The sequence below is a fragment of the Rhodoferax sp. genome, from assembly GCF_044236835.1.
Lineage (GTDB): Bacteria > Pseudomonadota > Gammaproteobacteria > Burkholderiales > Burkholderiaceae_C > Allorhodoferax.
Map to the genome: position 1 here is coordinate 56,682 of NZ_JBIIGC010000015.1, position 26,267 is coordinate 82,948.

A 26,267-nucleotide genomic window follows, 5' to 3' on the forward strand; every position below is an offset into this window, starting at 1 on the left:
AAATCCCCCGGTGCCAAGCTGCCGCCGCCGTGTAAAGTCGGGCACACATCCTGCTTCTGGTTTGTCATGTCCATCGCTCCCGTCCCCCGGCTTCAACTCAGCGGAATCACCAAGGCCTACCCCGGTGTGGTGGCCAACAGCGACATCAGCCTGGCGGTGATGCCGGGCGAGACCCATGCGGTACTCGGCGAAAACGGAGCGGGCAAGTCGACCCTGATGAAAATCATCTATGGCTCGGTCAAGGCCGATGCCGGCCAGATCGCTTTCAATGGCCGCATCACCCAGATTCGCAATCCCAAAGAGGCGCGCGCTTTGGGTATCAGCATGGTGTTTCAGCACTTCAATCTGTTTGACACCATCACCGTGGCCGAGAACGTCTGGCTCGGCTTGGACAAGGCCATGTCCTTGGCGCGGGTGACCGAGCGCATCACCGCCAAGGCCGCCGAGTACGGGCTGGAGATTGACCCCTCGCGTCCGGTGCACACCCTGAGCGTGGGCGAGATGCAGCGGGTGGAAATCATCCGCGCTCTGCTCACCAACCCGCAGCTGCTGATCCTGGACGAGCCCACCTCGGTGCTCACTCCACAGGCGGTGGAGAAGCTGTTTGTGGTGCTCAAGAAGCTGGCCGAACAGGGCTGCAGCATTCTGTACATCTCGCACAAGCTCCATGAAATTCGTGCTCTGTGCAATGCCTGCACGGTGTTGCGTGGTGGCAAGGTCACTGGGGTGTGCAACCCTGCCGAGGAGTCCAACGCGTCGCTGTCGCGCCTGATGATCGGCGCCGAGCCGCCGCCGCTCGCACACCGTCGGCAAACCGTGGGCAAAACCGTGTTGAGCGTGCACTCCCTGCGCTTGGCGCGCGAGGACCAGTTCGGTGTGGACTTGGACAGCATCAGCCTGCAGGTGGGCGCGGGCGAAGTGGTCGGTATCGCCGGCGTGTCGGGCAACGGCCAAAAGGAGTTGCTGTACGCCCTGTCGGGGGAGGACTGCCGCGCGCCCAAGGGCAGCATCCAGATGGATGGAGTGGACGTCTCCGCCTTGCATCCGGGTGCACGGCGCAAACTGGGTCTGCACTTCGTGCCGGAGGAGCGCTTGGGCCGCGGGGCGGTGCCCACGCTGAGTTTGGCGCACAACCTGCTGCTCACGCGCACCGGCGCCATTTCGCACCCACGATTTGCCGGGGGCTGGATCCGGGTGCGCGCCTTGGAGGCGCACGCCCAACGGATCATTGAGACCTTCAACGTCAAGGCGGGTGGTCCCAATGCGGTGGCGCGCTCGCTCTCTGGGGGCAATCTACAAAAGTTCATTGTGGGGCGCGAGATGGATGCCAAACCCCGGCTGTTCATCGTGTCGCAGCCGACTTGGGGGGTCGATGTGGGCGCGGCGGCACAAATCCGGGGCGAAATCTTGGCGCTGCGCGAGGCCGGTTGCGCGGTGCTTTTGGTCAGCGAGGAACTGGACGAGCTGTTTGAGCTCAGCGACAGACTGCATGTGATTGCGCGTGGCAGGCTCTCGCCCTCGATCCCGGTGGCGCAGGCCACGGTGGAGAAAATTGGCGAGTGGATGAGCGGCCTGTGGGACGCGCCAGATGCCACCGTCACAAGCGCGCCCACGCCAGAGGTGCAGCATGCTTAAGCTCGAAGCGCGTCCCCAACCCTCGCAGTTTTGGAGCTACGGCTCGCCCTTGTTGGCGCTGGTCTGCACGGTGGTGATTGGCGTCGTCCTTTTTGCGGCCTTGGGCAAAGACCCGGTACGCGGTTTACAGGTCTTTTTTTGGGAGCCGATTCGCAGCGGCTACGCCCTGGGTGAGTTGGTGGTCAAGGCCACGCCGCTGCTACTGATCGCGTTGGGGCTGGCGGTGTGTTATCGCTCCAACGTGTGGAACATTGGCGCCGAAGGCCAGTACCTGGTGGGCGCCATTGCGGCTAGCGGTATCGCGCTCACGGCCGATGCCACCACCGGAGGCTGGATGGTGGTGCCCGTGATGCTGGCTGGTATCGTGGGTGGGATGGTCTGGGCCGGTCTGGCGGCGCTGCTGCGCGACAAGTTCAATACCAATGAAATTTTGGTCAGCCTGATGCTGGTCTATGTGGCGGTGCAGCTATTGGGTTACCTGGTGTACGGCCCGTGGAAAGACCCAGCGGGCTACAACTTTCCGCAAAGCAAGACCTTCGAGGCGGCCACACGCATCCCGCGTTTGTTTGAGGGCTCGCGCATGTCGATAGGGGTGCTGATCGCCCTGCTCGGCGTGGCCGCGCTTTGGGTTTTTCTGTTTCGCACCCGATCAGGCTTCGCCCAGCAGGTGGGCGGCCTCGCCCCGGCTGCGGCGCGCTATGCGGGCTTCTCGTCGCGCCGCGCACTCTGGACGGCTTTTTTGGTCTCGGGTGGCATGGCTGGTCTGGCGGGCGCGCTCGAAGTGGCTGGACCCATTGGTCAGCTCACGCCCTACGTACCCGCAGGCTACGGGTTTGCGGCCATCATCGTGGCGTATGTGGGGCGGCTGCATCCGGTGGGCATGGTGTTTTCGGCCCTGCTGATGAGCATGTTCTACATCGGCGGCGAGCTGGCGCAGTCCCGCTTGGGGCTGCCCAAATCGATCACCGGCGTGTTCCAGGGGCTGCTGCTGTTTAGCCTGCTGGCCTGCGACACCCTGGTGAATTACCGCTTCAAATGGACCCGTGCGCAGCCCAAGGTGGCTGCGGGGAACGCATGATGGAATCCTACGCACTGCTGCTGGCGGCCACGCTCAATGCGGGCACCGTGTTGGCCATCGCTTCGCTGGGCCTGCTGATCAACGAAAAGGCCGGCATTGTCAACCTGGGCGCTGAAGGCATGATGCTGTGCGCCGCCATCGCCGGTTTTGCCACGGTGGTGGGCACCGGCAGCGACACCGCTGGTTTTGCGGCAGGCGTGTTAGCTGGTGCGGGTCTGGCAGCCGTGTTCGGCGTGCTGGTGATTTGGCTCAACACCAACCAGTACGCCACTGGCCTGGCGCTGAGCTTGTTTGGCGCGGGTTTCTCGGCATTTGCCGGTATCCGTTTTGTCCAAGAAAAAATCCCCGATCGGCACAACTTTGCAGTGCCTTGGCTGTCTGACATTCCCTTGGTAGGCCCCGCCTTGTTTCGGCACCATCCACTGGTCTACCTCACGGTGATGTTTGCGCTGGCCCTGATTTGGTTTTTGTATCGCACCCGCGCCGGGCTGATTTTGCGCAGCGTGGGCGAAAGCCCCGAGTCCGCCCATGCGCTGGGTTACCCGGTGCGTTGGATTCGGCTGGCTGCGGTGGTGCTGGGTGGTGCCCTGTGTGGACTGGCTGGTGCTTATATTTCTATCATCTACACGCCGCTGTGGGTGGAGGGCATGGTGGCGGGCAACGGCTGGATCGCGCTGGCCCTGACCACCTTCGCAACATGGCGTCCGGCACGGGTATTGCTTGGTGCGTATTTGTTCGGTGGGGTGACCATGTTGCAGTTCCATTTTCAGGGCATGGGCGTCGATGTACCGAGCCAGTTGCTCAGCAGCCTGCCGTACTTGGCAACCATCGTGGTGCTGGCCTTGATATCGCGAAATCCCCGCTGGATTCGTATTAACATGCCAGCCTCGATAGGCAAACCGTTCTATCCGGGCTCCTGAGTTCTTCTCATCTAACTTCTATCAACAAGGAATTGACATGACAGATTTGCAAAAGCGCTCGCTGCTCAAAGTAGCGGCGGTGTCCGCGGTGCTGGGTGCAGCATTGGTGGGCTGTGGCAAGAAAGAAGAACCGGCCCCCGCACCCGCTGCGGCCGCGTCTGCACCCAAGGCCGAACCGCTCAAGATCGCATTTGCCTACGTCGGCCCGGTGGGCGACGGTGGTTGGACCTTTGCGCACGACACCGCACGCAAGGCGCTGGAAAAAGAATTCGGTGACAAGATCGTGACCTCCTATGTGGAGAACGTGCCCGAGTCGGCCGACGCAGAGCGCGTCATCCGCGACATGGCTACCCAAGGCAATAAGCTGATTTTTGGTACCACCTTTGGCTACATGGAAACCATGGTCAAGTTGGCCCCTGAGTTCAAGGATGTGAAGTTCGAGCACGGCACCGGCTACAAAACCGCCGAGAACCTGCGCACCTACGACAGCCGCACCTATGAAGGTGCCTACATGGCGGGTGTGATCGCTGGCAAGATGACCAAGACCAACACCTTGGGCGTGGTGGCTTCGGTGCCAATCCCTGAGGTGATCCGCAACATCAACAGCTTCACCATGGGCGCCCAAAGCAGCAACCCCAAGGTCAAAACCAAGGTGGTGTGGGTGAACCAGTGGTTCAACCCGCCAGAAGAAACCAAGGCGGCAACCAGCCTGATCAACAGCGGCGCTGACGTGCTGTTCCAAAACACCGACTCGGCAGCCGTCCTCAAGACCGCCCAAGAAAAGGGCAAGCGTGCCTTTGGTTGGGATTCGGATATGTCGGCCTATGGCCCCAAGGCCCACTTGGGTTCGGCCATCATCAACTGGGCACCGTACTACATCAAGACCACCCGCGACGTGCTGGAAGGCAAATGGACCACGGGCAGCAGCTGGTGGGGCGTGAAAGAAGGCGCCATTGATTTGGTGTCCATCGCCGAAGATGTGCCTGCCGAGACCAAGGCCCGCGTGGACGAAATCCGCAGTGGTTTGGCGGCTGGCACCTACGCCATCTGGAAAGGCCCCATCGTCGACAACACTGGTAAAGAGCAGTTGGCCAAAGACGTGGTGGCTGACGACAAGTTCCTCAGCGGCGTGATGTTCTACGTCAAGGGCGTGGAAGGCAAAGTGCCAAACAACAAGTAAGCTACCGCACACGCGTTCCAACAAAGGCCGCTTTCCAGCGGCCTTTGTTTATTCAAGCGCCCCACGTTGCAAGGTGTGACATGGCCGATTGCGAAGCAACCACCGTAGAGACCGCATCCGAACTTTCCGTCGAAGCGCGCTTGTGGCACCCAGTTGCGCAGGTGCAGGATGTGGGCGCCGTCCCAGTGGCTGTGCAACTGCTGGAGCGCTCCGTGGTGCTCTGGCGCGACCGCAGCACGACCATTCACGCCTGGGCCGACCAATGCCCGCACCGCGGTGCCAAGCTCTCCTTGGGCCGGGTGTGCGATGGCCAGCTGGAGTGCCCCTACCACGGTTGGAAATTCGATGCGTCAGGCCAATGCATCCAGGTGCCTGCGATGCCAGAGTTTGTGCCACCACCGAGCCACAGGGCAACCGTGTTTGAGGCGCAGGAGCGCTACGGCTTGGTCTGGGTGCGGCTGGCGCTCGGCGGTGCCGACGCCGCCGAGGTGCCCGCCTTCGCGGCCGAGCATGACGACCATTTGCGCAAGCTCAACTGCGGACCCTACGATGTACTGACCAGCGCACCACGCATCGTGGAAAACTTTTTGGACATGGCCCATTTCGGCTTTGTGCACGAAGGCTGGCTTGGCAGCCGCCAGCACACCCGCGTGGCCGACTACACCGTGGCCAGCACGCGCACCGGCCTGGTGGCTACGGGCTGCAAGGCTTGGCAGCCGCAAAGCAATGTGCACTCCACTGCGCCGGCCGAGGTGGAGTACCGCTACGAGGTCACGGCGCCGTACTCGGCTGTGTTGAGCAAAGTGCCTGACACCAACAGTACGGCGGTGGCTGGCTACCGTGAGTCGATTGCTCTGTTCATCAGCCCGCTGACGCCGCAAAGCAGTCGGGTGTGGTTTCGATTGGCAGTGGCCGACTTCACCTCGCCAGACACGCACTTGCAGGCGTTCCAGCACACCATCTTTTTGCAAGACCAGCCGGTGCTGGAGTCGCAGTACCCCAAGCGTCTGCCGCTGCAGGGGCACAGCGAGTTGCACACCGCAGCAGATAGGGCGTCAAGCGCCTACCGCCGGTTCTTGAAGCACAGCGGGGTCCGGTTTGGCGTGCTCTGATGCGCAAACGCTGTATCCAACCGTGCTGCCCAAACCGAACCACCCCTAGAACACACCCCAAGAGTACACACCATGCCACCCCACATCCGCCCCATCACCGCTGACCGCCTGCCCGCATTGCTGCGCGCCATGCCCAAGGCTGAGCTGCACATCCACATCGAAGGCTCGCTCGAACCCGAACAGATGTTCGCGCTAGGCCAGCGCAACGGCGTCGCTTTGGCCTACCCCAGCGTGCAAGCGCTGCGAGAAGCCTATGTGTTTGACAACCTGCAAGAGTTTTTAGACATCTACCACGCAGGCACGCTGGTGCTCAAAACCGAGCAGGACTTTTACGACATGGCCTGCGCCTACTTTGCGCGGGCGCAAGCCGACAACGTCACCCATGCCGAGTTGTTTTTTGACACCCAGACCCACACCGGCCACGGCCTGAGCGCTGCGACCGTCATCCGCGGCTTGCACCGTGCCTGCATGGATGCCCCTTCGCGCTTTGGCATGACGGCGTCGCTGATCCTGTGCTTTCTGCGGCACCTCAGCGAAGACGAGGCCTTTGCCTGCCTGGAAGAGGCCTTGCCCATGCGGGAGATGCTGGTGGGCATCGGGCTGGCCAGCAGCGAAGTGGGGCACCCACCAGAGAAATTTGCCAAGGTGTTTGCCCGGGCCCGCCAGCTGGGTTTTCGCTTGGTGGCGCATGCCGGCGAAGAGGGGCCACCCGCCTACATCTGGGGTGCGCTCGATGTGCTCAAGGTAGAGCGTATCGACCACGGGGTGCAGGCCACCCACGACGCAGCGCTCATGCGCCGCCTGGCCCAGGACAAAATTCCGCTCACGGTGTGTCCGCTCTCCAACATCAAGCTGCGGGTGTTCCCCACATTGGCCCAGCACACCTTGGGGCACATGCTACAAGCCGGCGTGGTGGCGACGGTGCACTCGGATGACCCGGCGTACTTCGGCGGTTACATCAACGACAACTTCACGCAGACGTTTGCCGCCTTGGGGCTGGGCGCCCAGCACGCCTACCAGCTTGCGCGCAACAGCTTCGATGCCAGCTTCATCGAGCCCTCCGAGCGCGCCCGCCACATCGCGCGACTGGATGCGGTGTTTGAAACGTTTGAGTGATTCGGCTCAGTGCGCCATGCACTTGCCGTGGGGCAGGCTGCTCAGGCGCTTGAACATGCGCCTGCAGTAGCCCTGGATCGTCAGACACTTGTTGATTTCGTCCACCGGCAGTGGGCCGGACACCACGACGATGCTATTGGCCTGCGCCAGATCGCCGTTGGAGCGCAGACGCCTGCGCGTGTGCTGCGCCCATGAGTGGATGCGCGTGGGGCTGCCATGCTCATGCAGCTTGCCGGTGTTCATATCAAAAGCGATGGCCACCGTGTCGGTGCGCAACCGCAGCCGGTGCTCGCCGGTGATCGCACTGGTGGGTGTGCTGAGGTCGTACAAGTTGTAGGCGCCGCCTTTGAGTTGGTACTGGAGTGACATGGTTGGTAGTGCTAAAGCGGTAATGGCCTGATTTTTCGGGACGGCGCTTGCGGCTAAAGCCCAAAAAGGCTGGCCAAACGCTTGCTTCTTTGTGTCCTGCTTTGGCGTGCCTCCCTGGCGGATAAAATCAGCGCCGCTCTGGGCGTCCCGGTCAGGAGCTGTGTTGCCAACGTGCGGGACCATGTCGAGGACCACCATGTACAAAAACCTCACGGCTGCGCACCGCGCTGCGCGTGTCTGCTGCTCCCTTGCACTCTAGGGCGCGGCATGAGCTACCAAGTCAAAGAAATTTTCTACACCCTGCAAGGGGAAGGCGCCAATGCCGGCCGCCCGGCCGTGTTTTGCCGGTTTGCGGGCTGCAATTTGTGGTCGGGCCGCGAGGCGGACCGGGCCAGCGCCGTCTGCCAGTTTTGTGACACCGATTTCGTGGGCACCGACGGCACCTTGGGTGGCAAGTTCGACAACGCAGCGCAGTTGGCGCAGTGCATTGCCGCGCAGTGGCCCGATAGTGACGCTGCCCACCGCTTTGTGGTGCTGACCGGCGGCGAGCCTTTGCTGCAAGTGGATGCGGCGCTGGTCGATGCGCTGCATGCACTGCAGTTCGATATCGCAGTAGAGACCAACGGCAGTCTGCCTGCACCAGCGGGTATTGACTGGATCTGCGTCAGCCCCAAAGCCGGTGCGCCTTGGGTGCAGCGCAGCGGCCACGAGCTCAAGGTGGTGTGGCCGCAAACCGGCCTGGACCTGGACGTGCTGGAGGCCGCCGATTTCCAGCACCGCTACCTTCAGCCCATGGACAACCTGCTGCGCACTTCCAACACCGAGCGCTGCGTCGCCCTGTGCCTGCAACGCCCGGCGTGGCGGCTCTCTTTACAAACTCACAAAATCACAGGCATCCGATGACCACAGTTGCTGCGCCACCCGCGCTCGCCCAGTTCGAAATCACGCAAAAGTTCTTTTTCGACGCGGCGCACACCTTGCAGCGCGAGATCGAGGCCGAGGGCAGCCGCCGTATCCATGGCCACACCTACCACGCCGAGGTCACGCTGGCAGGCACACCGCATGCGGACACCGGCATGGTGGTTGATCTGGGTCGGGTGCGCTTGGCCATTGCCGAGCTGCGCCCGCAACTCGACCACCAGCTGCTTGACGAGGTGCCCGGCCTGGGCCCGGCCACCTTGGAGAACCTGGCTGCCTTCGTTTGGCGCGGTATGGAATCTCGCTTGCCACAGGTGGTGCAGGTGCGCGTGTGGCGCGAGGCACTGGGCGACGGTTGCACGCTGCGACGCAGCCCACAGCCATGAGGGCCTACCGCGCGTCCTTGCTGTGGTTTGCTCCCTACACTGGCGGCGCACCGCAGGCCCGGTTTGAGCAAGACGGCCTCTTGGTGGTGGACGCCGATGCGCGGGGCGTGCAGCTGGTGCAGGCCATTGGTGACTGGCACAGCCTGCGCCCGCAGTACCCGGACGTGGTGGTTGAAGACTTGAGCGGACGCATCATCGCGCCGGGCTTTGTGGATTTGCACATTCACTTTCCCCAGACCAACGTGATTGGATCGCCCGCCTCGGGCCTGCTGCCCTGGCTGGAGAACTACACATTTCCCGAAGAAATGCGCTTTGCCTCGCCCGCGTACAGCGCCGAGGCGGCGGCCTTTTTCATCGACGAGTTGTTGCGCAACGGCGTCACCAGCGCTTTGGCCTTTGCCACCTCGCACACTGCGTCGGTCGATGCCTTGTTTGCGCAGGCCCAGCAGCGGCAGATGCGTCTGGTCACCGGCCTGTGCCTGATGGACCGCAACGCACCGGCCGAGCTGCTTAACCGCGCCGGCCCAAACGGCACAGACGCCACCGAACAGAGCCTGATGGAGAGCGAGGCGCTGATCAAGCGCTGGCATGGCAAAGACCGCTTGGGCTACGCCATCACCCCGCGCTTTGCGCCCACCAGCACCGAGGCGCAACTGCGCGGAGCCGGGGCGTTGGCGCAGCGCTATCCAGACGTGTGGATCCAGTCGCATGTGGCCGAGAACAAAGACGAGATCGCGTGGGCGCGATCCCTGTTTCCGGATTCGCGCAGCTACCTTGCCACCTACGCCGACTTCGGTCTGATGCGCGCACGCGCGGTCTATGCCCACTGCATCCACTTCGATGACGACGACCGCGCCCTGATGCGTGAGACCGGCGCGGCTGCAGCAGTGAGTCCAACCAGCAATTTGTTTTTGGGCAGCGGGTTCTTTGATTACCTGGGTGCCGACCGCGTGGGCTTTCGCTACGGCCTGGCCAGCGATGTGGGAGGTGGTACCAGCTTTAGCCCATTTCGCACCATGCTGGCGGCCTACACCGTGGGCCGCGAGGGGCAAACCAAGCCTGGCGTGTCCTTGTCACCGCAGCATCTGTGGTGGCAACACACCGCAGGCGCTGGTGAGGTGCTGGCAGGAAACCAGCATGGCGGGGGCGTATGCACCTGGGGGAACTTGCTGCCCGGCTGCGAGGCCGACTTTGTGGTGCTCAACCCGCAGGCCACGCCGCTTTTGGCGCGCAAGACGGCGCGGGCCGCGAACCTGGATGAATTGCTCTTCTCGATGATTGTGTTGGGCGACGACCGCTTGGTAGAGCGCACCGTCATATCGCAGGCGCTGGACGCCCAGCCGCAGGGCGCACAGCCACGCTAAGGCCGCTGCTTACAATCCGCGCCACACCAGGAGCCCCGTCCCATGAGCATCAAAAGCGACAAGTGGATCCGCCACATGGCCGAGACCACCGGCATGATCGAGCCGTTTGAGCCGGGTCAGATCCGCCAGCGCGAAAGCAAAAAAATCATCTCCTACGGCACCAGCAGCTATGGCTACGACATCCGCTGCGCGCCCGAGTTCAAGGTGTTTACCAACATCCACAGCACTGTGGTGGACCCGAAGAACTTTGACGAGAAGAGCTTCGTGGATTTCCACGACGACGTCTGCATCATCCCGCCCAACAGCTTCGCCTTGGCCCGCACCGTGGAGTACTTCCGCATTCCGCGCAATGTGCTGACGATCTGCCTGGGCAAAAGCACGTATGCGCGCTGCGGCATCATCGTCAACGTCACCCCATTTGAGCCGGAGTGGGAAGGGTACGTGACGCTGGAGTTCAGCAACACCACGCCGCTGCCCGCCAAGATATATGCGGGCGAGGGCTGTGCCCAGGTGCTGTTTTTCGAGAGCGACAAAGACGACGTTTGCGAGGTCAGCTACAAAGACCGAGGCGGCAAGTACCAAGGCCAGGTCGGTGTGACGCTGCCCAAGGCCTGAAAAGTCCGATAGGGGATAATGCGGCTCGCCCCCGGTCTGGGGGCCACCCTGCTATCGGATGGATAGCACCCACTTGGCTATGCCTGACCGACTTGAAACCTGAACCGACCTCCCCCAACGCGCCCGCCCTGTCCAGCGCACCGACTCCCACATCTGCGCAGCCCGCGCCTCTCTCTGGCACCTACTCTGCTGGAAGCAACGAACTCAATACTGACACGCCAGTCATGGCATTTGCCCAGCTGCAACTGGCTGCACCGCTGGCCCGTGCCGTAGCCGAAATGGGCTACCAAACCATGACGCCGATCCAGGCGCAGGCCATCCCGGTGGTGCTGACTGGTAAAGATGTGATGGGCGCTGCCCAAACCGGCACCGGCAAGACAGCCGCCTTCGCGCTGCCCCTGCTGCAGCGCCTCATGAAGCACGAAAACGCGTCCACCTCGCCCGCTCGCCACCCGGTGCGCGCCTTGGTGCTGCTGCCCACCCGGGAACTCGCCGACCAAGTGGCACAGCAGGTCAAGCTCTACGCCAAGTACACCCATTTGCGCAGCGCCGTGGTGTTTGGCGGCATGGACATGAAACCCCAGACGCTGGAACTCAAGGCCGGTGTGGAGGTGCTGGTGGCCACGCCGGGTCGCTTGTTGGACCATATCGAAGCCAAAAACGCGGTGCTCAACCAGGTGGAGTATGTGGTCCTGGACGAGGCCGACCGCATGCTCGACATTGGCTTTTTGCCGGACCTGCAACGCATCCTCTCGTACCTGCCCAAGCAGCGCACCACGCTGCTGTTCTCGGCCACTTTCTCGCCCGAGATCAAGCGCCTCGCTAACAGCTACCTGCAAAACCCGGTCACCATCGAGGTCGCCCGCTCCAACGCCACCGCCTCCACGGTGGAGCAGCATTTCTACAGCGTAGGCGAAGACAACAAGCGACATGCGCTGCACCAGGTTCTCAGAACCCGCGGCCTGAAGCAGGCCTTCGTATTTGTTAACAGCAAACTGGGTTGCGCGCGCCTAGCCCGCTCACTGGAGCGCGAGGGCCTCAAAACAGCGGCCTTGCACGGCGACAAAAGCCAAGATGAGCGCCTCAAAGCGCTCGACGCCTTCAAAAAAGGCGAAGTCGATTTGCTGGTCTGCACCGATGTGGCCGCGCGCGGCTTGGACATCAAGGACGTGCCTGCGGTGTTCAACTTTGACATCCCCTTCAACGCCGAAGACTACGTGCACCGCATCGGCCGCACCGGCCGTGCTGGCGCGTCGGGGCTGGCAGTGAGCTTTGTCGGCGGTAACAACGACGCCCGCTTGGTGGCAGACATCGAGAAGTTGATCAAGACCAAGATCGAACTCGAAGCCATCGAGTTCGAAGAAGACCAACCTGACGTACGCCGGCAGGGCCGCATCAACGACGGTCGGCGCATGTACCGTGACGAGGGCAGCGACCACGCCCGCAGCAGCCATCCGGAGGCGCGGCCCACAGCGCGCGCCCACAGCCGCCCAGCGGCCAAGCCGCGCGATCCGTTTTTCGACATGCCCTACGAGCCCACCGCGGTGTCCGAGGAAGCGCCCCCTGCGTGGGAGGCCTCAGTGCGGCCTGCGGCGCGCAGTATTTCGGCCAATATCAAGCCCAAACGCAAAGTGGCAGCCCTGTTCAAGTCAGAGTAGCCAGCCCACGCGGGTACAGGGCAATGGCCACCTGCGGGTGGCCATTTTTTTTGGTAGCGACCGAGAAAAACATCCGCACTTTTAAAAAATGGGAAAAATTCCCATATAGAATGGCGGCGTGAGCACCCCGACCAACCCGCCGCGTCGTCCGTCCAAGCCCTTGTTTCGGCTGTTGCGCCCGGTCGTGCGTTGGGCGCTGCGCAGTGGTATCGATTACCGCGAGTTCATGCAAGAGGCCAAGCCGGTGTTTTTGGAAGCTGCGGTACTGGAACTGGAGCGGACCCACACCAAAGTCACCGATTCCTCCTTGAGCCTGCTCTCGGGCCTGCACCGCAAAGACGTGAAGGCATGGCGCGAGGCACAAACCCTGGTCACCAATGCCGCAGGTGACGCTGTGCCGCATGTAGCGGGTCAGCGTCGCCCCAGTTTGCCCGCGCAACTGGTCGCCCGCTGGCTGGGCTCCGAGAGCGGCATGACCCTGCCGTTGGCGGGCGAGGCTCAGTCTTTCACTGCCATGGCCCAGACCCTCTCCACCGATGTGCACCCGCGCGCGCTGCTCAGCGAACTGGAGCGCCAGGGCGTGGTGCAGGTGGATGCGCAGCGACAAAAGGTGACGCTGACCCAGCGCGCCTACATGCCTGTTGGGACCAGTGACGAGGACCAGACTGCACAAGACCTGCTGGCCGACAGCGTCTGCGACCACCTGGCCGCGGGCATGCATAACTTGGGCGCGCAGCCAGGCGACCGGCACCTGGAGCAGAGTGTGTTTGCCGACGGTCTGAGCCGCGAATCGGTGGACGCTCTGGAGCGGCTGTCCACCAAGCTGTGGATGGACGCGATGGCCCACGTGGTGCGCGCCGCCACCCCGCTGTGTGAGCACGATGAGCCGCGCGGCGGCAACCAACGCTTTCGCATGGGCATGTTCACCTACCGAGACACCATGGACACTGAAGAATGAAGCGCGAAGCACTGCCCCTCTACCTGGCCCTGACACGCCCACGCCACTGGCTGTGTCTGCTGTTGGCGATGCTGGTGGCCTGCGGCGGTGGCGATTTCACCGCCGGTGTGGGCACGGGCGGCACCGGCTTGAAGGAAGGCAATGTGACCGGCTTTGGCAGCGTGTTCATCGATGGAGTTCGCTACGACAACAGCCAAGCGCTTGTGCAGGTGGATGACGGTAGCGGCACCCTGGCTGCAGGTCAGTTCAAGTTGGGTCAGCGGGTACGGGTCTTGGTCAACGGCGCGGGGCAGGTCAGCACGGCTGAGATCCTGCCGGCTTTGCTTGGGCCGGTGGAGCGCGCACCGGATGCACAGGGCTACCTGGTGGTGATGGGCCAGTGGGTGCGCTTTGTCAGCCGCGCCTTGCCCTACCAAAGCACCTTAAGCAGCAGCACCTATCTGGAAGGGTTCAACCAGCTTGTCGACGTGGATGCAGGTGATGTGGTGGAAGTCCACGGTGCATGGGTGGATGCCGACCCCATCAAGGGCCGGGTGTTGGTGGCGTCGCGCATTGAGAAACGCAGCATCCCGCCGCAGCGCATGCTGGTCACCGGCACCGTTGTCACGGTTCAGCCGGGCTCGCGCAGCTTTACGTTGCACACCGGCGATGGTCGGCGTGTGCAGGGCACCGACGCGGGCAGCGATGTCGCGGTAGGCGACTGGGTGAAGGTGTGGGTGGATACCACGGAGTTGCCAGCGTGGCATGGCGTGACAAGTATTCCCGCTGCGCACTGGCGCTCGGCCAACCTGCCCAGCAACCCGGCGCTTGCGGGCAACACCCTGGAAATCAGCGGACTGCCGGTGCAATTCAATGCACAGGACAACAGGGTGGTCGTGCAGGGTATCAGCGCCCGGGTGGAAGTTGACCGCCTGAACGCAGACACCCTGCAGGCATTGCAAGCGGGCACCTTCTCGCGCTTTAGGTTGCGCCAAGACGAGCGCACGGGCGTCTGGACCGTAGAAGAGATCACCCCGCGCGAAGGCGACTCACTGGGTCGCAGCACCGCGGTGGTGTTTCGGGGCAGTGCGGACATGGTGCTGAGGGGTGAGCAGATTGTTCTGCTCAACGGCGTAGAGGTGGACCTCGGTGACTGGCTGGCGCAAAGCGATACCTGCGCCGACTTGGAGCCCGAGACCACGGTGGCCATTGAGGTCACCGGCTACCCCAGCGGCTCGGTGGTGCAGCCCGAGTCAGTGGTGTGTCGGGTGTTGCCTTCGAGTCGGACTCGATAGCGCGTTTCCTGCAGCTTTTTTTTGGGTAATCGGGTGTGTACATTGAATCAGAAAGGAGTTTTCCTATGAAATCGTCTCTGTCTTCGTGGGTTCCCGTTTGGGGCACGCGCGCGCCACCTTGGCGTGTGGGCTGGGTGCTAGCGAGCGCCTTGGTGCTGTCGGCGTGCGGCGGTGCCGGTGGTGGTAGTGCAAGCAGCACACCAGCCACCACCAACCCGGCGGTGAGCGCGCAGGTGCAAGATCTGCAGCCCGCCGACCCGGCCGATACCGTGGGCGCTTTTGTGGAGCTGCAGCCGGTAACGCCCAGCAGCGGCGCCACTTTGAGTGCAGACGATGCACGCGCGCTGGCCCAAGACCAGTTTCTTGCGGCCTTGGCGCAAGCCGCCCAGCGCCCAGCAGCAGGTGCAGACACGGGAAGCAGCTGCGATGTGGCAGCCTTGGCCGCCCGCATTTCCCAGGCCTACAAGCCAAAGAGTGGCACGGTGGTGCGCATTGAACTCACCGCATGCGAACTCAACCTGCTGCCCAGAATCGGTAACGTCAAGGGCGTGTTTGCCGACATTCCCTTGAGTACCAATGGGGTCGCTACCAGTTCTACGGTGGCCGCCTTCAACAAGGCGGTAGTGGATGGCTTTGACGGCGGCACCGCGTGGCCCAGTTACACAGTGGGCGGCAGCACGCTGCAAGCCACCGGCGCGGGCACCGTGATCGCAGTGCTCGACACCGGGGTGGACGAGCGGCACCCGGCGCTCAGCGGCACCGGCAAAGTGCTCCAGGGCGCGTGCTTCTCCACACCCTCGGTGGGTGGTGTGGGCTTTTGCCCCTCTTGGGCGACAAGCAAAGCGATTTCCGACACCACGAGTGCAGATGCCGGGCGCAGCTGCGTAGACAAGCTAGGCACTGCCAATGGCGCTCAGGCTTTGGGCGGAGGTTGCGGCCACGGCACCAGCATGGCGGCCACGGCTGCGATGGCGTACACCAATGGCTCGGTCACCGCGGGTGGCGTCGCCAAGGCGGCCAGCATCTTGCCGGTACAAGTGTTTAGCGGAAGCAACAGCAACGGCAAGGTCAGTGTGTCGGCCAACTCGGGCGACTTGTTGGCAGGTATCGAGTGGGTCACGGCCCAGGCCCAGGCCCGCAAGGCGGCCGGTCAGCCACCCATCGTGGCCGTGAACCTCAGCCTGGGTGGTGGCAGCTACAGCGCTGCCTGCGATTCCGAATACGTCGGCGGCCTCTTCTACACGGCCTTTGCCAATTTGCGCGCGCAAGGCGTGGTGCCCGTGGTGGCTGCGGGCAATTCGTACAACACTTCAGCCATTTCGTTCCCGGCCTGCGTGAGCAACACGGTGAGCGTTGCCGCAGCCAAACTCGGCGGTAATGCCGCTGCGGCCTATACCAATTTCAGTTCCCAGGTCAAACTGTTTGCCATTGGCGGCGACGTCGATGCCAAGTACAGCATGCCCACCCCCTGCGCCAACGCCAGCGAAGGCTTTGAATGCTGGACCTCCGCAGCGGGAACCTCGCCAGCCACCGCCATGGTGTCGGGCGCGGTGGCCGTGCTGCGCGGCTTGAAGCCTAATGCCAGCCTGGCCGAAATTGAAGCTGCGCTACTTACCAGTGACAAGAGCATTTCGCTGAACCTGAGCGGCCAGACGCTGACGCGCCCGCTGCTGCGTACCTCCAAGGCGGGTGCCCAACTGCTGGCAGTGGCAGGTGTAGACACCCCCACCCCCACGCCCACGCCCACGCCCACGCCAACGCCAACGCCAACGCCAACGCCAACGCCAACGCCAACGCCAACGCCAACGCCAACGCCAACGCCAACGCCAACGCCAACGCCAACGCCAACGCCAACGCCGTTCGCGGCGGACTTCACCCGGTTGTGCGTGTACAGCGCCCCTAACTACCAAGGTCGACGTGCGTGCGGGATCTTCGCCAAGGGTGATTCCTTTACCTTCGCGGGCTCCTGGAAGATCGCGTCCCTGCGCTTCTTCGCGTATGACTTTGCCGACCCAAGTGCCACCGATCCGCTGAGTGCCAACCCATTTCCCTCAGTGACGTTGTACGACACGCTGTCGCGTCGCTTTCGCAGTGCCGCCACGGGCGTCGTGGTTGGAGCAGACTCTGCAGACCTCACCGCCGTGCTGCCGTCCAACGGCAAGGTCCGCATGATTAGCTTCGAGTGGGCGGCCAACTGATGGTGACCGCGCCAGTGCCCCGGTTGTTGGCCGGCCGCTGCGCGGCGCTGGCATGCATCGCACTGCTGCTCGCGCCAGCAGCCTGGGCGCAGAACACGTTGCCTGGGCCGCTGGACGTCCAAGCCACGTCCGGCGTACCGGTTGCGCCTCCGATCCCGACCCCGATGGCTTCGGCAGACGCGGCAGCAGACGCCCGCGCTGACGCGCCCACCGACGCCTCTGCTGGCCTTGCCACAGGACCGGGTCCCTTGGTTACCAAGTCGGGCTTGCGGCTGGGGGTGTCCACGGGCTACACCCACTACAGAGAGTCGTTGATGCAACTCGCCGGTCCCAACCTCGGCGTGCAGCTGGAGTGGGCGCAGCCTTGGGGCCTGGAGCGCTGGGTGCTGCAGGCGCAGGGCTTGCTGTCTGCGCCCAATTACAGCAGCCCAGTCAGCGGCGCCATCGACCGGCGAACCACCCTCGACACGGCGTGGCGGGCGTTGTACAGCCTGAGCGCACCAGGCACCGCCTCGGCAGGCCGCTGGGACGCTGGGTTGGAGTGGCAGACCTACTACAACGATTTGCGGGGCACCACCAGCGTGGGCCATGTGGGTTACGAGCGCGAACGCTATGGTCTGTGGGCCTTGGCTGGATACCAGTCGACTGCCGCACCAGCGCAGTCCCAGGGCGCACAGCATTGGCGGCTTGAAGCGGCCGTGCTGCTGCAGGGTCTGGCGGTCTCGCATTTGTCGCAGGTGTCTGCTTCCTACGGCGACGCGGTGAACCGCCAAAGCCGCGGCATCTCGCTGCGTGCCGAGCGCAGTTACCGCTATGCGCCAGGGGAGTTCAGGCCCTACCTTAGCGTGAGCTGGGTGGACGATTCTGATGTGCAGCGCCAGATCAACGCGAGCGTGACGGAACCTGCCAACACCACATGGCAGCTTGGCCTGAAGTGGTTTTGGAAGTAGGGATTGGGGACGTAGCGATTGGACGCCAGCGCAGTGGCAGTGCGTGTCGCTGCCCTTGGCCTGCGCCTGTGCTGAGGACTCCAGAAGTCGGGGTTGCGCGCTCAGTCGCCCGGGGATTGGGCCGGCTCGCATGCCACTGCAATGCGCTCGGTGTTGAGGCCCTGGCCAGTCGCGCCTGGCGCCAGCCGTAGCGCGCTCAAGCAGCCGCCCCAGACGCAGCCGGTGTCCAGGGCCAATACATCGCTGCGCGCCAACGCACCCAGCCGTGACCAGTGGCCAAAGGCCACCGTGATGTCGCTGGTGTTTCTTCCTGGCACGTCGAACCAAGGCAGGTAGCCTGCGGGCGCCGAGTCAGCCGCTCCGCTGTGATCGAACTCCATCTCGCCTTGCGCGGTGCAAAAGCGCAGGCGCGTCAGGGCGTTGACGACCACTCTGGTGCGCTCTGCGCCTTGCCAGTCAGCAGACCAGTGGTTGGGCGTGTTGCCATACATTGCCTGAAAGAATGCGCGCGCGGCAGCACCGCCGGCTGGCTGACCACTTGCTTGCCTCAATTCCACCGAAACCTCGTGCGCCAACTCGATGGTGTCGGCCGCACTCCATTGCGGCAATACGCCAGCATGGACCAGCAAAACTTCTTGGTCTGCGACCCAGAGCTGCCGTGCCAGTGGTTGCTGCGCGAGCCAGTGCAGCAGCGCGTCGCGGTCCGGCGCTTGCAGCACGTCGGCCACAGTGTCTTTTGCCGAGGGTGTGCGTGCACCGCAGGCCAGCGCGAGCAGATGCAGGTCGTGGTTGCCCAGCACGCACTGTGCCGAACTGCCGTAGGCCAGCAAGCGACGCAGCACCTGGACTGATTCGGGGCCGCGGTTGACCAGGTCCCCCAGAAAAAACAGGGTGTCTTGGCTGGGCGAAAACGCCAGCGTGTCGAGCAGGCGCTGCAGCGCTGCATCGCAGCCTTGTACGTCGCCGATCAGGTAAAGTGCCATGGTGTTTATTCTGCTTGGGATTGCATGGACTTTCTGGTGATTCTGGTGCTCACGCTACTCAACGGTGCATTCGCCATGTCAGAGTTGGCGCTGACCGCAAGCCGCAAAGTGCGTTTGCAAACCATGGCCGAAGCGGGGGACGCAGGCGCTAAGGCGGCGCTGGACTTGCTGAGCAACCCCACCCAGTTTTTGTCGGTAGTGCAAGTTGGCATCACGTCGATCGGCATGCTCAATGGGATCGTAGGCGAGGCCGCTTTTGGCGACGGCTTGGCTGCATGGCTGGTGCACAGCTTTGCGTTGTCGGACCAAGCGGCGGCGATCACCGCGACGGTGCTGCTGGTGACCGTCATTACCTTCATCACCATCGTGTTTGGCGAGCTGGTGCCTAAGCGCATTGGGCAGTTGTACCCCGAGGCGGTGGCCCGCGTCGTGGCACGGCCCATGACCTGGGTTGCCATCGGTGCCAAGCCCTTTGTGCGGCTGTTGGCCCTTTGCACCCAGGCCACCTTGGTGCTGCTGCGGGTGAACACCGCCAATCAGCGCGCGGTCACCGAGGAGGAGATTTCGGCCAGCCTAGAAGAGGGCGTGGACGCTGGGATCATCGAAGAGCATGAGCACCAAATGGTGCGCAATGTGTTCCACCTCGACGACCGGCCGCTGAGCTCCATGATGCTGCCGCGCGCCGACATCGCCTGGTTCCATCTCGGCGACAGCGTGGCCGACTGTTTGCGGGCGGCCAGTACAGCCGGAAGCAAAGGTGCGCATTCGTGGTACCCCGTGTGCCGTGGCTCGCTCGACGACGTGGTGGGCGTAGTGCGCGTGGCGCGTTTGCTGGAGTTTGGGCCGTCGCACCAGGGCAGCGTCGAGCCGTTGGTGGAGCCTGCTTCGTTTGTGCCAGAGACACTCACTGGCATGGAGCTGATTGAACAGTTTCGCAAAGCACCGGCGCGCATGGTCTTTGTGGTGGACGAGTATGGTGTGGTGCAGGGCCTGATTACTCCGATGGACTTGCTCGAAACCATCACCGGCGAGCTGCAGCCCGACGCCCAAGCCCAAGCCTGGGCGATTGCGCTGGGCGATGGCTCCTGGGAGCTGGACGGAGCGATGCCGGTGGGTGAGTTCAAGACCCGGCTCGCCATCGAAGACGAGTTGCCCCAGGAAGGCCGGGGCCGCTACAACACGCTGGCTGGCCTGCTGATGACGGTCTCTGGCCGCGTGCCTGCTCTGGGCGACCGTGTCCCCTGTGCCGGCTGGCAGTTTGAAGTCACCGGACTGGACGGTAAGCGCATCGACAAGGTGCGGGCCAGCATTGCGCTTGGCAGTAACTCACTCGATCCGGCCCGCGAGCCGGTAGGCCCCTAAGCCCAGCCATTCGCGCAACACCAACTGCCACTTCGCAGCGCCCAGGTGCAGCGAGTACTGGCTCCAAGGCGTCGCGTGTGCGGTTCGGTGGTCCACGGGGTAAGCGGTCACGTTCCAGCCTACCTTCACAAAACTGCCCATCGCCCGCGGCATGTGCCACGCCGAGGTCAATAGCAACCAGCGTTGGCGGATGTCGATACCGGGCAGGGCGGCACCCATGACCGCGTTCTCGTAGGTGTTGCGCGAGGAAGATTCCAGCGTGATCCTTTGCGCATCCACGCCCATGCTGGAAAAGAAGCGCGCGGCACGCTCGGCTTCGGTGGGTCCAGTGCCAAAAAGCTGGCCCTCGCCGCCTGTGAACACAATGCGCAAATTGGGGTGGCGCTGGGCCAAGGCCACGGCGGCGGTCATGCGCTCGGCGCTCTCGCCCAAAAGTGCTTGCGTATGGTCTTGAGCGAGGTAGCCTGGCTCCAGTGCGCCCCCCAACACGACCACGCCGGTGTAGCCTGACAGATCGGCGCTGGGGGCGAACTCGGGGTACGCCGACTCAAGTGGGCGCAGCAACCAGTCCGGCAAAGGCTGCCAGCCCAGCAGCACCAACAGCAGCACCGAACTGGCAGTGAGCCGCCGCGCCGCAACGCGGTGCCGCTGCAGCGCCAAGGCCAAAAGCAGCAGCGCAATCACCCAGTGCAGGGGTTGCGCCAACAGTGCCAACAGTTTGGATGCGATGAACATAAATCCCTTGCAGGGTGAACTTGTATGATCGGCGAAGCCTTGGATTCCCCCCGATTTTCATGCGTAAAACCGCCGCCAACGACGATGTGATGACGACCCGGCAAGCCGGTGAGGCCTTGGGCGTTGCGGTAAGAACGGTGCAACTTTGGGTGGAATCCGGTGTGCTCAGCGCATGGCGCACGGCAGGCGGACACCGGCGCATCGCGCGCAGCGCGGTTGAGCGTTTGCTGGCCGACCGCGCACGCAGCCTCGTCGTTGGCGCCAGCACCCCACCCATCGATGTTCAAGCGTTCAGCCTGCTTCTGGTTGAAGATGACGTGCACTTGGTTCGGCTTTTCAGCTCGGTGGTACAGAGTTGGGGTTTGCCCATCCGGATCACGGTGGCGGGCAACGGGTTTGAGGGGCTGGTGCGGATCGGCGAAATCGCCCCGGACATGGTGGTGACCGACTTGGTGATGCCCGGCATGGACGGCATCGCGATGCTGCGCGCACTCAAAAAGCCCGGCTCGGGGTTTGCAAAGCTCTCGGTAGTGGCGGTCTCAGCGCTGAGTACCGGAGAGATCCGCGCACAAGGCGGTCTTCCGGATGGTGTGGCCTATCTGCCCAAGCCGCTGGACTACCACCAGCTTGAAGCGCTGGTGCGCCGGGGCATACTGCAGCGCAGCCAGTGATTGGACTAGCGCCGAGGGGCTACTTTTCGCACTTCGGGGAACACACCGCCTGCGACTTGCCCAACAGTTTGCGGGTCGTCAGCTGGGTGCGTGGGCGGTGCTTGCCGCACAGGAAGCACGACATGGTGGAGGCACCCACATAGGCGGTGGAGGTGAACGGTGATCCCGACACTTTGGACTTGTAACGCAGTCCATCATCCAGGATCGCAGACTTGGTAACGGGTTTGCTCATAGGGCGCGATTTTACGGCCTAAAGCCGCTTGCGCCAGAAACGGGCCTATCGACGCGCTGGCGCCAGCGCAAATCAGGCCATCCAGCCCAGGCCAGCCGAGGTGGCCCCCGCCACCGCGCCGCGCGCCGGGCGGTACTCGCAACCCACCCAGCCCGTCCAGCCGCAGGCCGCGGAAACCTCGTCAATCACACCCAGCAAGTAGCGCGCATTGAGCTCACCCACGTCGGGTTCATGGCGCTGGGGAACACCCGCAATCTGAAAGTGCCCGACCCGCCCGGTGGGCAGGTAGTGGCGGATTTTGGTGGCGACATCGCCCTCCATGACCTGGCAGTGGTACAGGTCAAACTGCACCTTCAGCGCATCCATGCCCAACGACTGCACCGTGTGGTGCGCCTGCTCTTGGTGGGTGAGGAAGTAGCCCGGGAAGTCCCGCGTGTTGATCGGCTCAATCAGCACTTGCACCCCGGCGGCGGCGGCCTGTTCGGCAGCCCAGGCCAGATTCGCTTCATAGGTGGTCTGTAGTGCTGCGCGCTCAACGTCAGCGGGAGCCAGGCCGGCCAGTGTGTGGATGCGCGGGCAGGCCAAGGCGTGTGCGTAGTCGAGGGCGCGGCCAAAGCCCGCGCGAAACTCCGCCTCGCGCCCGGGCAAACACGCCAAGCCGCGCTCACCCGCATCCCAGTCGCCCGGTGGTGCGTTGAGCAACACCTGCTGCAGGCCCCAGTCTTGCAAGCGCTTGGCGATATCTTGGGCTGCAAACGCATACGGAAACAACACCTCCACACCCAAAAACCCATCGGCAGCAGCGGCCGCAAAACGGTCCAGGAAGGCGTGTTCGTTGTACAGCAGGGAGAGGTTGGCGGCGAAGCGGGGCATGGTGGGTGGTTGGGAGTGCAGCAGGTGGTGGCGCGCGGGGCATGGTGCCACAGGTCGAGCGAACTGTAGACGTGGCCCGAAGGCCCAAGTCAGCAATTGGGTTGGCAGGCTGTAGGGTTCAGCGATGGCACCCAAGGTGACGCATGGAGCCGTTGCGTCCATGCCAACGGATGAAAAACCGTGCCCAATACAAGTAAGCTTTTTCGGTTTGAAGGCTATAGTGAAGGTACGGAATGCGCTATCTAAGTTGGTCAAGCAGCCGAACTGAGTGCACAACGGGAGCGGCGACTTTGTCAGATTCAATATACCTGTACATAAAAACAGAATATTGCTGTAAGTCTATGAAAACAAGAGGTTTTTTGATGAACAACGAACCACGTTATCTGACTGCCTCCCTTGTTATCCCGCAAAATTGCGGGATATATCAAAGGCAAACATGAACGAGCCCTCAGTGTTGATTTCGCGTACAAACTGAGCCAGCATTTCGGACCAATATTGAGCCACCTGGTTAAAGATAAATTTACCTACTCGGTTGTGGATAAGTCTATGTCATTGGCTTGTTCTTGATGCTCTCCTTTCATTGATTTTGGTTTACTTGTCTTGCGTGCTGGACGCACCTGTGCACTGGAATTCTTGAACCTCCAGCTCTCATTGCCAGTCTCCACAATGTGGCAGTGATGGGTCAGCCGATCCAGTAGAGCCGTGGTCATCTTCGGATCCCCAAACACATTGGCCCACTCCGAGAAGCTCAGGTTGGTGGTGATCACCACGCTGGTTCGCTCGTACAGCTTGGACAGCAAATGGAACAGCAATGCCCCACCAGCCTGGGTAAATGGCAGGTACCCCATCTCATCCAGAATCACCATATCGACGTACATCAGCCGGTAAGCGATCTGCCCTGACTTGCCCTGTGCTTTCTCCAGTTCCAGCGCATTCACCAGCTCCACCGTCGAGAAGAAGCGCACCCGCTTGCCGTGAGTACGAATGGCTTCAACGCCCAAACTGGTGGCCAGATGCGTCTTGCCCGTGCCTGGCCCGCCAATGAGCACCACGTTGTGCGCCGACTCCAGAAACTTCATTTGGTGCAAGTCCCGAATCAAGCCTTCATCAACGCCGGCTTGGGTAAAGTCAAACCCCGCGAGGTCTCGGTGCGACTGGAAGCGTGCCACCCGCGTCTGGTACGCCATGGATCGCACCTCACGCTGTGCAGCTTCTGCCTTGAGCAACTGGTGCAGAACTGTTTCATGATCCAGCGTCTTGATACGCGCCGTGCCCAACACTTCCGGCCACGCACTGGCCATGCCATGCAAACTCAAACCCTTCAGGGCTGTCACGATGTCATTGGACATGGCCAGCCTCCAGGTCGTTGACGCGCAGACTGTCGTAGCGCGTCACGTTGGCCAGCGGTGGGGTTTGCAGTGTCAGTGGGGTATTTACCTCACCAACCGCCATGGGGCGGGACTGGTCCTTCAAATGGGCCAAGGTGTTGAGGACGTGTTCGGCACTGACACGCCCCGCCTGCAAAGCAATCTCTATGGCTGCCAATACTGAATCCAATCCGTGCAGTGGAACGGCACTCAGGACTTGCGCCATCACCCGATCACCGCCCGGGTTCTTGAGCAACTGGCGTTGCAACTCCTGTAACGGCTCGGGCATGGTCTTGAACGGCGCACCGTTGCGCAGTGCGCCAGGCTTGCGCTCGATCAGGCTGATGTAGTGCTGCCAGTCATAGAAGGTTTGGTCCCGCTCAAAGCTGCGTGGCAGATCCACCACTTCACCATGCACGCTGACCACCCGTAGGAATTCGGGGTAGGCCCGTAGGCTGACCACCGAATTGACCCATTCGCAGGGCACGCTGTAGCGGTTACGCTGGAAGTGGATTAGCGATGTTGCTGTAACACGGGCAGGCTGCTCGACGTAGCCATCAAACGGTTTTGGCATTTGCATCAGGCGCGTACGCTCATCCTGCAAGACGTCAGCCACCGTCAACTCCGGCCAGTCGGGGTGGGTGAGTTCGCTCCAACTGTCCTGGCAAGCTTGGATCAGCCAGGTGTTGAGTTCAGCCAAACTGGCCCAGCGTTTCTCAGCCGCTTCGCGCCAGATGTGGCGACGCCTGTCTTGCACGTTCTTCTCCACCCGGCCTTTCTCCCAGCCAGCGGCGCGGTTGCAGAATTCGGCCTCAAACAGGTAGTGCCCGGTCATGGATTCAAACCGGGCGTTAACGCTGCGCTCCTTGCCTTTGCCTACCTTGTCTACGGCGGTGCGCATGTTGTCGTAGATGCCGCGCTTGGGCACACCACCCAGAGCCGCAAAGGCCCGCGTATGGGCGTCAAACAGCATTTCGTGTGACTGGGTGAAGTAGGCCACCAGCACGTAGGCCCGGCTGGCAGCGAGCTTGGTGTGGGCCACTTCCAAGCGTCTGCGCAAGCCTGCAATGACGGCGTATTCACAGCTCCAGTCAAACTGGAAGGCTTCGCCGAGCTCAAAGCTCAGGGGGACGAAGCCAGCGTGGCGTGGAGCGTTGTCCAGGGACTGCTTGAAGGCCCTGCAATACAGGTAGACCTGTGTTGGGCCACCGCTGTAGCCCATTGCGCGGATGGACTCGTAATAGGCCTTGACGGTACGGCGATCGCGTTTGCCACGGTGGCTGTCGGCCTTAATCCAAAGTTGCAGACTGTCGGTATAGGCGTCGATCAGCCGCTCGGCAGCCACGCGCTTGGGGTAACTGGGTTCGACAATTTCTGGCTCAGTCAGCCAGCGCTTTGCGGTGTTTCTGGAGATGCGCAACCGCTTGGCTGCTTCGCGCACGGATACGTTGTCACGTAAAACCATGCGCCTTAATTTGCTGAGGGTTCCCACGTTAATCACTCCTGCCACCTCTGCTCAAAAAATAAGCAGCATAGGTGGATGACGTGGCTCAAATTTGGAGCGAAACTAGCGCATTAGTGGCTCAGTTTTCAAACGCAATCAACAACCATGATCGAAACATTTGAAGGTCAGTGTCAGTGCGGCGACGTGAAGTACCGCGTCGTTGGCACGCCAGTGACACTGTTTGCTTGTCACTGCACTGAGTGTCAGCGCCAGTCTTCAAGCGCCTTCGGAATGGCGCTCTGGTTACGCGATGCCAATGCCCAGCTCCTGAGCGGCAACCTCAAAGAGTGGATTCGAACTATGCCTTCCGGTCGGAACATGGCCTGCAGTTTCTGTCCAACATGCGGGACACGGCTGTTCCACAAGATACTTGGGCAGTCCCAAATCATGAGCATTAAACCGGGCACGCTCAACGACACGACGCTGTTGGAGCCTGCTGGACATATCTGGACGACGAGCAAGCAACACTGGGTTCATATCGCAGCCTCCTCGCTTCAGTACGCGGAGAACCCAGAGAACTTCGAGGAACTCTTTTCCGTCTGGGGCGCCACGCATGCCTAACCGTTCCATCGAGAGGGGCGTCCAAGGGCTATCGCCCTTGGACGCCCCTCATGTCAAACTACAAGGGCTTCCCCATCTTTGTCAAACACAAACCCATCGTGGTTGAATCGCGCAGCGATTGACCACGAAACCTAGATTCACTTTTACCCAATATCACCTGTGCTCTGAGTCGTTGCTTGTGGTGTGCAAGGCATGTGGACGGCGAAACTACAAACGGTCAGATGGCCCTGCGTTGTCAGGTCCGCCCC

The 26,267-nt window shown here is 62.5% G+C and carries 25 protein-coding genes; 18 read left to right on the forward strand and 7 right to left on the reverse strand.

All coding sequences use genetic code 11. The annotated features are described in order from the left end of the window. Nucleotides 1-66: 66 nt before the first annotated feature. The 6 genes from ACILRC_RS11440 (at nucleotide 67) to ACILRC_RS11465 (ending at nucleotide 7,041) form a co-directional block, all read left to right on the forward strand. On the forward strand, nucleotides 67-1,635 hold the full coding sequence (locus tag ACILRC_RS11440; protein ID WP_395669501.1) for an ABC transporter ATP-binding protein: 1,569 nt from the start codon (nucleotides 67-69) through the stop codon (nucleotides 1,633-1,635). Beyond that, on the forward strand, nucleotides 1,628-2,713 hold the full coding sequence (locus tag ACILRC_RS11445) for an ABC transporter permease (protein ID WP_395669502.1): 1,086 nt from the start codon (nucleotides 1,628-1,630) through the stop codon (nucleotides 2,711-2,713). Before ACILRC_RS11440 ends, ACILRC_RS11445 begins: the two co-directional genes overlap by 8 nt. After that, nucleotides 2,713-3,633 carry an ABC transporter permease gene (locus ACILRC_RS11450; RefSeq protein ID WP_395669503.1) on the forward strand — a complete coding sequence of 307 codons (921 nt, stop codon included), beginning with the start codon at nucleotides 2,713-2,715 and terminating at the stop codon, nucleotides 3,631-3,633. Before ACILRC_RS11445 ends, ACILRC_RS11450 begins: the two co-directional genes overlap by 1 nt. Before the next feature lie 37 nt (nucleotides 3,634-3,670). Continuing rightward, complete coding sequence (locus tag ACILRC_RS11455) at nucleotides 3,671-4,813, forward strand: BMP family ABC transporter substrate-binding protein (RefSeq protein ID WP_395669504.1); 1,143 nt, start codon at nucleotides 3,671-3,673, stop codon at nucleotides 4,811-4,813. A gap of 80 nt (nucleotides 4,814-4,893) precedes the next feature. After that, nucleotides 4,894-5,925 carry a Rieske 2Fe-2S domain-containing protein gene (locus tag ACILRC_RS11460; protein ID WP_395669505.1) on the forward strand — a complete coding sequence of 344 codons (1,032 nt, stop codon included), beginning with the start codon at nucleotides 4,894-4,896 and terminating at the stop codon, nucleotides 5,923-5,925. Nucleotides 5,926-5,997: 72 nt separating this feature from the next. After that, complete coding sequence (locus ACILRC_RS11465; protein WP_395669506.1) at nucleotides 5,998-7,041, forward strand: adenosine deaminase; 1,044 nt, start codon at nucleotides 5,998-6,000, stop codon at nucleotides 7,039-7,041. A 6-nt stretch (nucleotides 7,042-7,047) separates the two neighbouring features. On the opposite strand, the gene ACILRC_RS11470 is transcribed toward ACILRC_RS11465, so the two are convergent. Further along, nucleotides 7,048-7,410 carry a hypothetical protein gene (locus ACILRC_RS11470; RefSeq protein ID WP_395669507.1) on the reverse strand — a complete coding sequence of 121 codons (363 nt, stop codon included), beginning with the start codon at nucleotides 7,408-7,410 and terminating at the stop codon, nucleotides 7,048-7,050. A gap of 267 nt (nucleotides 7,411-7,677) precedes the next feature. Here ACILRC_RS11470 and queE point away from each other — a divergent pair, with 267 nt between their 5' ends. The 9 genes from queE to ACILRC_RS11515 all read left to right on the forward strand — a co-directional run bounded on the left by queE (nucleotide 7,678) and on the right by ACILRC_RS11515 (nucleotide 17,731). Then, a complete protein-coding gene (gene queE / locus ACILRC_RS11475; protein WP_395669508.1) occupies nucleotides 7,678-8,313 on the forward strand; it encodes a 7-carboxy-7-deazaguanine synthase in 636 nt (211 codons plus the stop codon). Continuing rightward, the gene (locus ACILRC_RS11480) at nucleotides 8,310-8,714 is read left to right on the forward strand and encodes a 6-carboxytetrahydropterin synthase (RefSeq protein WP_395669509.1); all 405 of its coding nucleotides are present in this window, start codon (nucleotides 8,310-8,312) and stop codon (nucleotides 8,712-8,714) included. The genes queE and ACILRC_RS11480 overlap by 4 nt, the downstream gene beginning before the upstream one ends. After that, the gene (gene guaD, locus ACILRC_RS11485) at nucleotides 8,711-10,078 is read left to right on the forward strand and encodes a guanine deaminase (RefSeq protein WP_395669510.1); all 1,368 of its coding nucleotides are present in this window, start codon (nucleotides 8,711-8,713) and stop codon (nucleotides 10,076-10,078) included. The genes ACILRC_RS11480 and guaD overlap by 4 nt, the downstream gene beginning before the upstream one ends. A gap of 42 nt (nucleotides 10,079-10,120) precedes the next feature. Continuing rightward, the gene (dcd, locus tag ACILRC_RS11490) at nucleotides 10,121-10,693 is read left to right on the forward strand and encodes a dCTP deaminase (RefSeq protein ID WP_395669511.1); all 573 of its coding nucleotides are present in this window, start codon (nucleotides 10,121-10,123) and stop codon (nucleotides 10,691-10,693) included. A gap of 224 nt (nucleotides 10,694-10,917) precedes the next feature. After that, on the forward strand, nucleotides 10,918-12,351 hold the full coding sequence (locus tag ACILRC_RS11495) for a DEAD/DEAH box helicase (RefSeq protein WP_395669512.1): 1,434 nt from the start codon (nucleotides 10,918-10,920) through the stop codon (nucleotides 12,349-12,351). Nucleotides 12,352-12,469: 118 nt separating this feature from the next. Continuing rightward, nucleotides 12,470-13,309, forward strand: coding sequence for a DUF6502 family protein (locus ACILRC_RS11500; RefSeq protein WP_395669513.1), 840 nt, complete (start codon nucleotides 12,470-12,472; stop codon nucleotides 13,307-13,309). Continuing rightward, nucleotides 13,306-14,583 carry a hypothetical protein gene (locus tag ACILRC_RS11505; RefSeq protein ID WP_395669514.1) on the forward strand — a complete coding sequence of 426 codons (1,278 nt, stop codon included), beginning with the start codon at nucleotides 13,306-13,308 and terminating at the stop codon, nucleotides 14,581-14,583. Before ACILRC_RS11500 ends, ACILRC_RS11505 begins: the two co-directional genes overlap by 4 nt. A 65-nt stretch (nucleotides 14,584-14,648) precedes the next feature. Continuing rightward, the gene (locus tag ACILRC_RS11510) at nucleotides 14,649-16,781 is read left to right on the forward strand and encodes a S8 family serine peptidase (protein WP_395669515.1); all 2,133 of its coding nucleotides are present in this window, start codon (nucleotides 14,649-14,651) and stop codon (nucleotides 16,779-16,781) included. After that, the gene (locus ACILRC_RS11515; RefSeq protein WP_395669516.1) at nucleotides 16,766-17,731 is read left to right on the forward strand and encodes a hypothetical protein; all 966 of its coding nucleotides are present in this window, start codon (nucleotides 16,766-16,768) and stop codon (nucleotides 17,729-17,731) included. Before ACILRC_RS11510 ends, ACILRC_RS11515 begins: the two co-directional genes overlap by 16 nt. Nucleotides 17,732-17,832: 101 nt before the next feature. On the opposite strand, the gene ACILRC_RS11520 is transcribed toward ACILRC_RS11515, so the two are convergent. Continuing rightward, on the reverse strand, nucleotides 17,833-18,714 hold the full coding sequence (locus tag ACILRC_RS11520) for a symmetrical bis(5'-nucleosyl)-tetraphosphatase (RefSeq protein WP_395669517.1): 882 nt from the start codon (nucleotides 18,712-18,714) through the stop codon (nucleotides 17,833-17,835). Between the two features lie 24 nt (nucleotides 18,715-18,738). Here ACILRC_RS11520 and ACILRC_RS11525 point away from each other — a divergent pair, with 24 nt between their 5' ends. Next, nucleotides 18,739-20,076, forward strand: coding sequence for a hemolysin family protein (locus ACILRC_RS11525; RefSeq protein WP_395669518.1), 1,338 nt, complete (start codon nucleotides 18,739-18,741; stop codon nucleotides 20,074-20,076). On the opposite strand, the gene ACILRC_RS11530 is transcribed toward ACILRC_RS11525, so the two are convergent. Beyond that, the gene (locus tag ACILRC_RS11530; RefSeq protein ID WP_395669519.1) at nucleotides 20,041-20,811 is read right to left on the reverse strand and encodes a YdcF family protein; all 771 of its coding nucleotides are present in this window, start codon (nucleotides 20,809-20,811) and stop codon (nucleotides 20,041-20,043) included. The genes ACILRC_RS11525 and ACILRC_RS11530 overlap by 36 nt on opposite strands. Nucleotides 20,812-20,870: 59 nt before the next feature. On the opposite strand from ACILRC_RS11530, the gene ACILRC_RS11535 reads away from it, so the two are divergent. Continuing rightward, the gene (locus ACILRC_RS11535) at nucleotides 20,871-21,482 is read left to right on the forward strand and encodes a response regulator (protein WP_395669520.1); all 612 of its coding nucleotides are present in this window, start codon (nucleotides 20,871-20,873) and stop codon (nucleotides 21,480-21,482) included. Between the two features lie 19 nt (nucleotides 21,483-21,501). On the opposite strand, the gene ACILRC_RS11540 is transcribed toward ACILRC_RS11535, so the two are convergent. The 4 genes from ACILRC_RS11540 to istA all read right to left on the reverse strand — a co-directional run bounded on the left by ACILRC_RS11540 (nucleotide 21,502) and on the right by istA (nucleotide 25,446). Then, a complete protein-coding gene (locus tag ACILRC_RS11540; RefSeq protein ID WP_395669521.1) occupies nucleotides 21,502-21,714 on the reverse strand; it encodes a hypothetical protein in 213 nt (70 codons plus the stop codon). A 72-nt stretch (nucleotides 21,715-21,786) separates the two neighbouring features. Beyond that, nucleotides 21,787-22,587, reverse strand: coding sequence for a 2-oxo-tetronate isomerase (otnI, locus tag ACILRC_RS11545; protein WP_395669522.1), 801 nt, complete (start codon nucleotides 22,585-22,587; stop codon nucleotides 21,787-21,789). A 524-nt stretch (nucleotides 22,588-23,111) separates the two neighbouring features. Next, on the reverse strand, nucleotides 23,112-23,936 hold the full coding sequence (gene istB, locus ACILRC_RS11550) for an IS21-like element helper ATPase IstB (protein WP_395669523.1): 825 nt from the start codon (nucleotides 23,934-23,936) through the stop codon (nucleotides 23,112-23,114). Continuing rightward, nucleotides 23,926-25,446 carry an IS21 family transposase gene (gene istA, locus ACILRC_RS11555; protein ID WP_395669524.1) on the reverse strand — a complete coding sequence of 507 codons (1,521 nt, stop codon included), beginning with the start codon at nucleotides 25,444-25,446 and terminating at the stop codon, nucleotides 23,926-23,928. The genes istB and istA overlap by 11 nt, the downstream gene beginning before the upstream one ends. Nucleotides 25,447-25,563: 117 nt before the next feature. Between istA and ACILRC_RS11560 the strand changes: the two genes are divergently transcribed. Beyond that, on the forward strand, nucleotides 25,564-26,019 hold the full coding sequence (locus ACILRC_RS11560; RefSeq protein ID WP_395669525.1) for a GFA family protein: 456 nt from the start codon (nucleotides 25,564-25,566) through the stop codon (nucleotides 26,017-26,019). Nucleotides 26,020-26,267 lie beyond the last annotated feature (248 nt).

Coding starts and splice junctions, on each gene's coding strand:
- queE (WP_395669508.1), top strand. CDS start 7,678: ATGAGCTACCAAGTCAAAGAAATTTTCTACACCCTGCAAGGGGAAGGC.
- otnI (WP_395669522.1), bottom strand. CDS start 22,587: ATGCCCCGCTTCGCCGCCAACCTCTCCCTGCTGTACAACGAACACGCC.
- ACILRC_RS11560 (WP_395669525.1), top strand. CDS start 25,564: ATGATCGAAACATTTGAAGGTCAGTGTCAGTGCGGCGACGTGAAGTAC.
- ACILRC_RS11460 (WP_395669505.1), top strand. CDS start 4,894: ATGGCCGATTGCGAAGCAACCACCGTAGAGACCGCATCCGAACTTTCC.
- ACILRC_RS11450 (WP_395669503.1), top strand. CDS start 2,713: ATGGAATCCTACGCACTGCTGCTGGCGGCCACGCTCAATGCGGGCACC.
- ACILRC_RS11535 (WP_395669520.1), top strand. CDS start 20,871: ATGCGTAAAACCGCCGCCAACGACGATGTGATGACGACCCGGCAAGCC.
- ACILRC_RS11455 (WP_395669504.1), top strand. CDS start 3,671: ATGACAGATTTGCAAAAGCGCTCGCTGCTCAAAGTAGCGGCGGTGTCC.
- dcd (WP_395669511.1), top strand. CDS start 10,121: ATGAGCATCAAAAGCGACAAGTGGATCCGCCACATGGCCGAGACCACC.
- ACILRC_RS11510 (WP_395669515.1), top strand. CDS start 14,649: ATGAAATCGTCTCTGTCTTCGTGGGTTCCCGTTTGGGGCACGCGCGCG.
- ACILRC_RS11495 (WP_395669512.1), top strand. CDS start 10,918: ATGGCATTTGCCCAGCTGCAACTGGCTGCACCGCTGGCCCGTGCCGTA.
- ACILRC_RS11470 (WP_395669507.1), bottom strand. CDS start 7,410: ATGTCACTCCAGTACCAACTCAAAGGCGGCGCCTACAACTTGTACGAC.
- ACILRC_RS11440 (WP_395669501.1), top strand. CDS start 67: ATGTCCATCGCTCCCGTCCCCCGGCTTCAACTCAGCGGAATCACCAAG.
- ACILRC_RS11445 (WP_395669502.1), top strand. CDS start 1,628: ATGCTTAAGCTCGAAGCGCGTCCCCAACCCTCGCAGTTTTGGAGCTAC.
- ACILRC_RS11505 (WP_395669514.1), top strand. CDS start 13,306: ATGAAGCGCGAAGCACTGCCCCTCTACCTGGCCCTGACACGCCCACGC.
- ACILRC_RS11520 (WP_395669517.1), bottom strand. CDS start 18,714: ATGGCACTTTACCTGATCGGCGACGTACAAGGCTGCGATGCAGCGCTG.
- ACILRC_RS11465 (WP_395669506.1), top strand. CDS start 5,998: ATGCCACCCCACATCCGCCCCATCACCGCTGACCGCCTGCCCGCATTG.
- guaD (WP_395669510.1), top strand. CDS start 8,711: ATGAGGGCCTACCGCGCGTCCTTGCTGTGGTTTGCTCCCTACACTGGC.
- ACILRC_RS11540 (WP_395669521.1), bottom strand. CDS start 21,714: ATGAGCAAACCCGTTACCAAGTCTGCGATCCTGGATGATGGACTGCGT.
- ACILRC_RS11525 (WP_395669518.1), top strand. CDS start 18,739: ATGGACTTTCTGGTGATTCTGGTGCTCACGCTACTCAACGGTGCATTC.
- ACILRC_RS11530 (WP_395669519.1), bottom strand. CDS start 20,811: ATGTTCATCGCATCCAAACTGTTGGCACTGTTGGCGCAACCCCTGCAC.
- ACILRC_RS11480 (WP_395669509.1), top strand. CDS start 8,310: ATGACCACAGTTGCTGCGCCACCCGCGCTCGCCCAGTTCGAAATCACG.
- istB (WP_395669523.1), bottom strand. CDS start 23,936: ATGTCCAATGACATCGTGACAGCCCTGAAGGGTTTGAGTTTGCATGGC.